Origin of the sequence: Pseudomonas sp. UBA4194, from assembly GCF_002379585.1 — a bacterium.
GTDB lineage: Bacteria > Pseudomonadota > Gammaproteobacteria > Pseudomonadales > Pseudomonadaceae > Aquipseudomonas.
The window spans coordinates 142695-152255 of the sequence record NZ_DFUE01000046.1; the positions used below are offsets into that span (position 1 = coordinate 142695).

Here is a 9561-nt window from a genome sequence, read left to right on the forward strand (position 1 = left end):
ACCTTGTCGCGTTACCAGGCGACGCCGAAGCCGGCGGTGTAGCGTGTGGTGTCGAGGTCGGCGTTGCTGGTGCCGCTGATCAAGTCTTTTTCGGCCTTGAGGTTCAGCGAAGCCCATTCGGTGACTTTGTAGCGCAGGCCGATTTCCGCATCCAGGCTGTAGTCGGCAACGTTGCCGATCGGCTTGCCGAGTTCGCCGTTGCTGAACAGTTGCACCGTCTTGCCGATCAGGTAGCGGTTGTAATCCCACTTCATGGCTACGGAGTAGAAGTTGTCCTTGCCGCCGTCCGAATACTGGTAGTCGGTACGGTTGATCAGGCCACCGAGCGAGAAGGCGCCCAGTTCGTCATCCCAGAACTGATAGCCCGGGCCGGTACCCACGGTACGCTGGCGCTCCAGATCTTCGATGTGGTCGCGTTTGAAATCCAGCCGCCCTTGCCAGAACCATTGCTCGGTGAGAAAGCGGTCCAGGGAGTATTCCAGGTTGTAGTTGTCGGTGGTGACCACGCTGTCCTGGGACTCGCGGTTGTATTCACCCGCGCCAATGTGACGCCACTTGCCATGGCGAGCGGTGGTCTTGAAGGCAACGTTGTAATCATCGGTGTCGGTCTCGGCGCGCTTGTAGTCCAGCGCCAGGTCGACGTTACCTTTGATCTGCAGGTCAGTGACCACCGGTTTCGGCTTGATAATCTGCTGGATGCTGGCCAGATCCACGGTCTTGGGCGCCTCACCATTTTCCAGGGTGACCTTGCCATCCTCGGCAGCCTTGAGCGACTTGGCTTTCTCGCCGGTGTAGGCATCCTGCTTGACCAGTAATTCCTGATCGCTTTCCAGCGTCTTGACCTTCTTCCAGTCCAGGGGAATCGAGCCGCCGTAGTCCGTCGTCACCATCAACTTGCCGCCGTCGAACACGGTAATCTTGCCGCTGATACGGTCGCCGTTCTTCAGCCAGACGGTGTCTGCCATGGCGGCAGTAGAGGCCGAAGCCACAGCGAAGCACAGTAGAGTTCTCGATAACATAAGCGAATTCAGGGCTCAAGTTCGTGGAAATTACGGCATTATCCCGTTGGACAAGACCTGAGCTAGCACAGACCCGCAGAGCATGGATGAGTTCAATTCCCAAATGCAAAATAACCCTGATGACCCTGCGGCAGTTCGTCGCACAGCGCTGTACACCGTGCTGGCTCAAGTGCCCGAAGGCAAAGTGGTGACCTATGGTCAGCTCGCCGAGTTGGCGGGGCTGGGGCGTGCAGCGAGATGGGTGGGCCGCACGTTGAGCCAACTGCCCGACGGTAGTCGCCTGCCCTGGCACCGTGTGATCGCCGCCGGTGGCCGCCTGAGCCTGGCCTGCGGGACGGTGGGTGGCGACGAGCAACGGGCGCGATTACGCAGCGAAGGCGTGCTGATCATGAAGAATCGCGTGGATATGGGGTGCCATGGCTGGCGCCCGGAGTCGCCATGCGGTTAGAGTGCGCGCTTTGTTTTCGTAAACTGAGGCAGATTCCAGCCCATGCCCCGTAAAACCTGGCGCGCCGCGCTCGCCGCTTATGCCAGCCCGTCCACCGTTGTGCTTCTGTTGCTCGGTTTTGCTGCCGGTCTGCCGTACATGTTGGTGTTTTCAACCCTTTCGGTGTGGTTGCGTGAAGCGGGTGTCGCCCGCGAAACCATCGGCTATGCCAGCCTCATCGGTCTGGCCTACGCCTTCAAATGGGTCTGGTCGCCGCTGCTCGATCAATGGCGCCTGCCCTTGCTGGGCAAGCTAGGGCGACGTCGCTCCTGGCTTGTCCTGGCCCAGTCGCTGGTGATCCTTGGCCTGATCGGCATGAGTTTCTGCGACCCACAAAAGCACCTGTCCTGGCTGATCGCGATTGCTGTCGTCGTCGCCTTCGCTTCCGCGACCCAGGATATCGCGGTGGATGCCTATCGCCTGGAAATCGCCGAGGATCAGCGCCAGGCAGCCCTGGCGGCCAGCTACATGGCCGGTTACCGCGTTGCTGCCCTGCTCGCTACCGCCGGTGCGCTGTACTTTGCCGAAGGCTTCGGCTCGACCGGATTCGCCTACCTGCACAAGGCCTGGGCGAGCACCTACATGCTGTTTGGCGTGCTGATGGTGCCCGCACTGATCACCACCTTGGTCATGCGCGAACCTCCGGTGGCCATGCGCACCCAACTGTCGGCGGCACGTTATGGCTTCACCCACCAACTGGCGTCGGTGTTCGTGTTGATCGTGCTGCTGGTGTCGGTACCGGCGATGTTCACGCAGTTGTACAACACCGACTTCGCCAGCGTGCTGTTCGGCAGCGAAAGCCTGGTGGATCTGTTGCTCGAAGACCGTGCCTTCCTGCGCGCCCTGCTCTATATCATCCTCACTGCCCTGTGCCTGTCCTCCATGGGCAGACGCGGCCTGGCGCCTGTGCTCACACCGGTCAACGACTTCATCCTGCGCTATCGCTGGCAGGCCTTGCTGCTGCTCGGTCTGATCGCCACTTATCGCATGTCCGATACGGTGATGGGCGTGATGGCCAACGTCTTCTACATCGACCAGGGCTTCACCAAGGATCAGATCGCCAGCGTCAGCAAGATTTTCGGCCTGATCATGACGCTGCTGGGCGCCGGCATGGGCGGGCTGTTGATCGTGCGCTTCGGAATCCTGCCGATCCTGTTCATCGGCGGCGTGACCTCGGCCGGCACCAACCTGCTGTTCCTGATGCTGGCGGACATGGGCCCGAACCTGAAAATGCTGGTGTTGACCATTTCCCTGGACAACTTCAGCTCGGGCCTGGCGACCTCGGCGTTCGTAGCCTACCTGTCGAGCCTGACCAACCTGAAGTTCTCGGCGACGCAATATGCACTGCTCAGTTCGATCATGCTGCTGCTGCCACGGCTGATCGGCGGGTATTCGGGGGTGATGGTGGAGAAGTTCGGCTATCACAACTTCTTCCTGATCACCGCGTTGCTGGGCGTGCCTACGCTGCTGCTGATTGCGCTGCACTGGAAGCAGGAGAATGCGCGGATTGCGCGCGAGGAAGCGGCGGGAGCGGACAGCCAGGTCTAGATCGGTGGTGAATGACCCCTTCACCTCAGCCCTCTCCTTCGGGGAGAGGATGTGGATGACTGGCAATCACCACCGCGCGTACACTTTCAGTCCCTTCTCACCCAGCGGCCACAAAAAAGCCCCGACCATCCAGGCCGGGGCTTTTTCATTGCCAGGGCAAGGCCTACTTGGCCTCGCCTTCCTGCATGACTCGAATCACCCGCTGCGGGAACGGAATGTCGATCCCCTCGGCGCGCAGGCGGTCACGGATCTCACCGTTGAGCATGTTGGTCACGCCGCCGAAGTCGCCAGTGTTCACCCACAACCGCAAAGACACGGTAATAGCACTGTCACCCAGCGCCGCCACCACCGCTTCGGGCGCCGGCGTTTGCAGCACTCGTGGGTCCTTGGCCAGGTCCAGGAGGATCTCCCGCGCCTTCTGCAGATCGGCATCGTAGTCCACGCCGATATCGAAAGTGATCTTGCGGGTTGGCTGGCGGTTGGTGTTGGTGATGATGCCGTTGGACAGATTGCCGTTGGGCAGGATCACCGTCTTGTTGTCGCCGGTGCGCAGCACGGTGTGGAAGATCTGGATCGAGTCCACGGTACCGCTCACACCCTGGGCTTCGATCCAGTCGCCGATGCGAAACGGACGGAACAACAGGATCAGGACGCCACCGGCGAAGTTCGCCAGGCTGCCTTGCAGCGCCAGGCCGATGGCCACGGTCGCACCACCGATGGCGGCGACGAACGAGGTGGTTTCAACCCCCACCGTCGAAGCCACGCTCACCAACAGCAGAATCTTCAGGATGATGTTGGCCAATGTGCCGATAAAGCGCTGCAGCGCCAGGTCAATGTGCCGCAGCGCCAACAGTTTCTGCAGACTGGCCGTGACTCTGTTGATCAGCCACCAGCCGACGCACAGTACGACCAAGGCCAGGATGACCTTGCTGCCGTATTGCATGACCATCGGAATCCAGGCTTGTGATGCCTGGACCAGGTGACCGACTTCAGCGTTCAAATCCATGGGGTTCTCCTACCTCCGTATTGCGTGTGTTATTGCGGGCTTCGGACGGCGCCCGACCGCGGCCGCAACAGGTCGGACGCCGCCTGGCACCCAAGGTTCATCAGTCGCGGAAGTTGTTGAACTGCAGCGGCATGCCGAATTCCTTGGCGCGCAGGGCCGCGATGGCCTCTTGCAGGTCGTCGCGCTTCTTGCCGGTCACCCGCACCTGCTCGCCCTGAATGGCGGCCTGTACCTTGAGCTTGGCGTCCTTGATATGGGCGACGATTTTCTTTGCCAGCTCCTTCTCGATACCTTCGCGCAGGATGGCTTCCTGCTTCATTTCCTTGCCTGAGGCGTAGGCGTCCTTGATCTCCAGGCACTGCACGTCGATCTTGCGCTTGACCAGTGCCATCTTGAGGATTTCGATCATCGCCTCAAGCTGGAACTCGGCTTCGGCGGTCAAGGTCACGGTCAGGTCCTTGAAGGCGAAACTGCCTTTTCCCTTCAGGTCATAGCGGCGATCGAGCTCTTTGATGGCGTTGTCGACCGCGTTGGTGACTTCGTGCTTGTCCAGCTCGGACACTACGTCGAACGAGGGCATGTGTTATCTCCGAAAAATAAATCGGCGGCTCGATGAAAGAAGGAGCACGCCTGGCTTGACGACTAAAATGCCGGGTCATTATAAGGGTGCCAGCATTATGAAATGCACCCGCTGCTTGAATTCAGGCGAGGGTCATCCTCCTTTTCCACACGAGCCACCCATGTCGAACCCCAATCTGAGTATTTTGCTGGTCAACGACGACCCTGCCTGGAGTGACCGGATCAGCGGTATCTTGCGCAACAATGGCTACATCAATATCCGGCAGACCTCCCCCGGCGAAGCGCGCACAGTGTTGGAGCAGCAATCGGCAGACCTGCTGCTGACCGCCGGTGACGCCGGGCTGGCGCTGGCATCGCGGGTGCAGCAACTGGACGAAATGGGCGACCACTACACCTACACCCTGCTGTTCACCGACCGCGATCCGCAGGTGCTGTTGGACGAGACAGCTGACAACGGTATCGACGAAGTGATCCATCCGGCCCAGCTGGAGTTGCAACTGCTGCCTCGTGTTTACGCCGCAGACCGCCTGTGCAGCTCCCTGCAGCGGATGCGTCAGGAAAACCGCCTGCTGCGTCAGAACATCGCCAGCCTGGAACAGCGCAACGTGGTGGATTCCCTGACCGGGCTGGGCAACGCCCGCTATCTGCGCCAGCGCCTGGCCGATGCGCTGCGTCAGGTACAAGCTCGCGGCGGGGCCATCTGCTATTTGTTGATCGGCGTGCAGAATGCGGCGCAATTGCAGCGTGAGCACGGTGGCGACTTCTATGACGAACTGATTCAGGCCGTGGGTCGGCGCCTGCAACAGATGGTCCGCCCACTGGACGTGCTGGCGCGTCTGGACGATCGCCATTTCGTGCTGGTGACGCTGCCCGCCGATCTGCAGGAGTGCGCCCCCAGCAGTTTCAAGCGCTTGCATGATGGGCTCAATCTCAAGGGCTTCATGACCACTGCGGGCGACCTGCGGATCACTGCCGGCATCAGTCTGGTAGGGCTGGATGCCAAAAGCCTGCCGCTGGAGGCCGATACCCTGTTCGAGGAAGCCAGCCAATTGCTGGCCGATTCCTACGCCACAGGGCTGGTGACCGCCAAGCGGATGCCGGCCAAAGGCTGATGGGCCGCACCTGGCACGTGCTCGGCGTGGGCAGTCTCGGCAGCCTGTGGGCGTGCAGGCTGGCGCGTGCCGGCGTGCCAGTGCAGTTGGTGTTACGCGATGCCCAGCGACTGCAGGCGTACCAGGCGGCCGGAGGCCTGGAACTGAGTGAGCCGGGGCGCTGCGAGCGTTACCCGATCGCGGCCCAGACCGTGGCCGACACCGGGCAGATTCATCGGCTGCTGCTGGCATGCAAGGCCTATGACGCCGTGGACGCGATCAAGGGGGTGATCCCGCGGTTGGCGCCAGGCGCGCAAGTCGTGCTGTTGCAGAACGGCATGGGCAGCCAACAGGCTGTCGCGGCCTTGCTGGGTCACTGCCGCTGCCTGTTTGCCTCCAGCACCGAGGGGGCGTTTCGCACGGCTGATTTCAAGGTGGTGTTCGCTGGCCAGGGCTTCACTTGGCTTGGCGCTGCCGACCCTTCGGCAAGCCCTGACAACAGCGGGCTGTTGGCCGACCTGGCGGGCGCTGGCATCCCTCATCAGTGGACACCTGACATCCTCGCCCGCCTGTGGCGCAAGCTGGCCCTTAACTGTGCGATCAACCCGCTGACGGTGCTGTATGACTGCCGCAATGGCGGGCTGGTGGAGCATGGGTGCGAAGTCGCGACGTTGTGTGCCGAACTGGCGCAGGTGCTGGAAAGCTGTGGCCAAGCGGATGCCGCGCGGGGCTTGCATGAGGAAGTGGAGCGGGTGATTCAGGCCACCGCGGCGAATTATTCTTCGATGCACCAGGATGTCAGCCAGGGGCGGCGGACCGAGATCGACTATCTGTTGGGCTATGTGTGCGATGCCGCAGCGCGGCAAGGCTGCGATGTGCCGCAGCTGCGCAGGTTGCGGGCGCGGTTGGTGGCGTTTTTGCAGCGCAAGGGTTGAGACCGAGGGGCGGCCTTCGCGGCTGTACGCCGCTCCTACAGGGGGTGGGTGTGGGGGATTGAAGGGGTGTGGGGTGCTTTTGTAGGAGCGGCGTGCAGCCGCGAAGGGGCCGGTACTGACACCCCACAACCGGCACGGCCAGTTTTGATACACTGCGCCCCTGCCCTGCCTTGAAAGCGAACCCTCGATGCCCTTGCGCCAGAGACTCGAAAACCTGCCGGTTGGCCAGAAACTGCTGGCTGCCCTGCTGGTGCTGCTGACCACCGTATTGCTGGTCGCCAACCTGACCTTCATCAGCGCTGCCTACTGGATCTCCCAGGAAAGCATGGCGCCCCAGGCCTTGCTGACCATCGGCCGTCTCGTCTCCAATCCGGGCCTGGCGCAGCAGGCGCTTCGTTCCCCACAAGACGCCGAAGCGCTGCTCAGCGAACTTAACAGCTACTCCCCCCTGCGCGCGGCCGCGGTGTACGACGCCGACGGCAAGTTGCTCTCGCAGTTACAGCACGGCGACCGCCTTAAGTTGCCCAACCATTTCTCCGCGATCCAGGACTGGCGCGCCAGCGAGTTTCGCAGCACGCAACTGGTGCCGCTGTCCAACTCGGGCCACCTGTTGCTGGTGGCCAGCAGCGAGCTGCCGGTGGCCTTCTACACCGGCACCCTCACCGCCAGCCTGGGGATTCTGGTGTTCAGCGTGTTGCTCTGGATGGTCATCGCCCGGCAGATCAAACGCCTGATCACCCAACCCATCTACCGCCTCGAAGAGCTGTCGCGCCAGGTCACCCGAGAAGAGAACTACGCCCTGCGTGCCGGACGCGGCAACCATGACGAAATCGGCAGCCTGGCCGAAGCGTTCAACACCATGCTGTCGCGTATCGAAGCCCGGGAGCAGCAACTCAAGCGCGCCCGCGACGAATCCCAGGCCGCGTACGATCAGGCCCAGGGCCTGGCCGAGGAAACGCGTCACACCAACCGCAAGCTGGAGCTTGAGGTCCAGGTGCGCAGCAAGATCGAAAAGAAACTCACCGGTTTCCAGAACTACCTCAACAGCATCATCGACTCCATGCCCTCGGCGTTGATCGCGCTGGACGAGCAACTGTACGTCACCCAGTGGAATCAGGAAGCCAGTGCACTCTCCGGTACGCCGCTGGACGAGGCACTGAACCAGCCGATCTTTCTGGCCTTCGAGCCGCTCAAGCCATTCCTGCCGCAACTCAAGACCACGGTAGAGCAGCACACCGTGGCCAAGATCGAACGCGTGACCTGGGTCAAGGACGACACCCCGCGCCACTATGCCCTCACCTTCTATCCGTTGATGGGCGGCGCCGGCCGCGGGGTGGTGATTCGTATCGACGACATCACTCAGCGCCTGTCCCTGGAGGAGATGATGGTGCAGTCCGAGAAAATGCTCTCGGTGGGCGGTCTGGCCGCCGGCATGGCCCACGAGATCAACAATCCGCTGGGAGCCATCCTGCATAACGTGCAGAACGTCAGGCGCCGCCTGTCAGCCGACTTGCCCAGGAACCTGGAGCAAGCCAGCGAGGCCGGTATCGATCTGGAAACGGTCAATGCCTACCTGCGAGGCCGCGAGATACCGCAGTTGCTGGACGGCATCCAGCAAGCCGGCGCGCGTGCGGCCAAGATCGTCACCCACATGCTCAGCTTCAGCCGCCGCAGCACGCGGGAGATGGCACCCTGCGATCTACCGGGTCTGATCGATCAGGCGGTGGAAATCGCCGGCAATGACTTCGACCTGGCCATCGGTTTTGATTTCAAGGGCCAGAATATCGTGCGTCAGTTCGACCCGACCCTGGGCCCGGTGCCGGGCACTGCCAACGAGCTGGAGCAGGTGCTGCTGAATCTGTTGAAGAACGCCGCCCAAGCCATTCATCAACGGCCCGACGGCTCCGAGCCCGGGCGTATCATTCTGCGCACCCGGCTCAATCCACCGTGGGCCGAGATCCAGGTGGAGGACAACGGCATCGGCATGTCCGAGAACGTGCGCAAGCGCACCTTCGAGCCGTTCTTTACCACCAAGGAAATTGGTCAGGGCACCGGCCTTGGGCTTTCAGTGTCCTATTTCATCATCACCAACAACCACAAGGGCCAGATGGAAGTGCATTCCACCCCAGGCCAGGGCACCTGCTTCACCTTGCGCCTGCCGCTGGCAAGCAACACCCTGCCGGCCCCGACCACGGAGATATGACCATGGGCTTTCGCCTGTCGAAGATTTACACCCGCACCGGTGACAAAGGCGAGACTGGCCTGGGTGATGGCCGCCGTGTGCCCAAGGACCATCCACGGGTGGAGGCCATCGGTGAAGTCGATACCCTGAACAGTCAGTTAGGGTTGCTGCTGGCCAATCTGGCTGATGACCCGCGCCTGGCAGAGGTGAGCGAAGTGCTTGCCCCCTGCCAGCATCGATTGTTCGACCTGGGGGGAGAGCTGGCCATGCCGGCTTACCATGCCCTCAATGCTGCTGAAGTCGAGCGTCTGGAAACGGCCATCGACACCTGGAATGAAGAACTCGGGCCGCTGGAAAACTTCATCTTGCCGGGCGGTTCGGCGTTGATCGCCCAGGCCCATGTGTGTCGTAGCCTGGCGCGCAGTGCCGAACGCCGCTGCCAACAATTGAATGCGCTGGAGCCGTTGGCCGGCGTGGGATTGGCTTACATCAACAGGCTGTCGGATGTGTTGTTCGTGGCGGCGCGGATCATTGCACGCCGCCAAGGGGTGGCGGAGGTGTTATGGGTGGCGGCGGTTAAGGGTTAGGTTTGGGTTGGGGGTGCCTGGCTTGGGGTTTGTGGTGGATGGTCCCCTCACCCCAGCCCTCTCCCTGGGGAGAGGGAGCCGATCACGGACAGATGAAACACCGCGTACTGCTTCTAGCCCCCTCTCC

At 61.9% G+C, this 9561-nt stretch carries 9 protein-coding genes; 6 read left to right on the plus strand and 3 right to left on the minus strand.

Annotation, left to right across the window (positions count from 1 at the left end; genetic code table 11):
* Positions 1–11 precede the first annotated feature (11 nt).
* Positions 12–1019: a DUF481 domain-containing protein gene (locus tag B3397_RS12650; protein WP_296250502.1), complete on the minus strand. Its 1008-nt coding sequence runs from the start codon at positions 1017–1019 to the stop codon at positions 12–14.
* Between the two features lie 103 nt (positions 1020–1122).
* On the opposite strand from B3397_RS12650, the gene B3397_RS12655 reads away from it, so the two are divergent.
* Both B3397_RS12655 and B3397_RS12660 read left to right on the plus strand, forming a co-directional pair.
* Positions 1123–1467, plus strand: a complete 345-nt coding sequence (locus tag B3397_RS12655; RefSeq protein ID WP_296250505.1) for an MGMT family protein — start codon at positions 1123–1125, stop codon at positions 1465–1467.
* Between the two features lie 42 nt (positions 1468–1509).
* Entirely contained in the window at positions 1510–3054 is a 1545-nt protein-coding gene (locus tag B3397_RS12660; protein ID WP_296250507.1) for an AmpG family muropeptide MFS transporter, read from the plus strand.
* 163 nt (positions 3055–3217) lie between these two features.
* On the opposite strand, the gene B3397_RS12665 is transcribed toward B3397_RS12660, so the two are convergent.
* Positions 3218–4060 carry a mechanosensitive ion channel family protein gene (locus B3397_RS12665; protein ID WP_296250509.1) on the minus strand — a complete coding sequence of 281 codons (843 nt, stop codon included), beginning with the start codon at positions 4058–4060 and terminating at the stop codon, positions 3218–3220.
* A 100-nt stretch (positions 4061–4160) separates the two neighbouring features.
* Positions 4161–4640, minus strand: coding sequence for a YajQ family cyclic di-GMP-binding protein (locus tag B3397_RS12670; protein WP_296250511.1), 480 nt, complete (start codon positions 4638–4640; stop codon positions 4161–4163).
* A 160-nt stretch (positions 4641–4800) separates the two neighbouring features.
* On the opposite strand from B3397_RS12670, the gene B3397_RS12675 reads away from it, so the two are divergent.
* The 4 genes from B3397_RS12675 to B3397_RS12690 all read left to right on the plus strand — a co-directional run bounded on the left by B3397_RS12675 (position 4801) and on the right by B3397_RS12690 (position 9434).
* Positions 4801–5751, plus strand: coding sequence for a GGDEF domain-containing protein (locus B3397_RS12675; protein ID WP_296250513.1), 951 nt, complete (start codon positions 4801–4803; stop codon positions 5749–5751).
* Positions 5751–6665, plus strand: coding sequence for a putative 2-dehydropantoate 2-reductase (locus B3397_RS12680; RefSeq protein WP_296250515.1), 915 nt, complete (start codon positions 5751–5753; stop codon positions 6663–6665). Before B3397_RS12675 ends, B3397_RS12680 begins: the two co-directional genes overlap by 1 nt.
* 187 nt (positions 6666–6852) lie before the next feature.
* Positions 6853–8868 carry an ATP-binding protein gene (locus tag B3397_RS12685; protein ID WP_296250517.1) on the plus strand — a complete coding sequence of 672 codons (2016 nt, stop codon included), beginning with the start codon at positions 6853–6855 and terminating at the stop codon, positions 8866–8868.
* A gap of 2 nt (positions 8869–8870) precedes the next feature.
* Entirely contained in the window at positions 8871–9434 is a 564-nt protein-coding gene (locus B3397_RS12690) for a cob(I)yrinic acid a,c-diamide adenosyltransferase (RefSeq protein ID WP_296250519.1), read from the plus strand.
* Positions 9435–9561 lie beyond the last annotated feature (127 nt).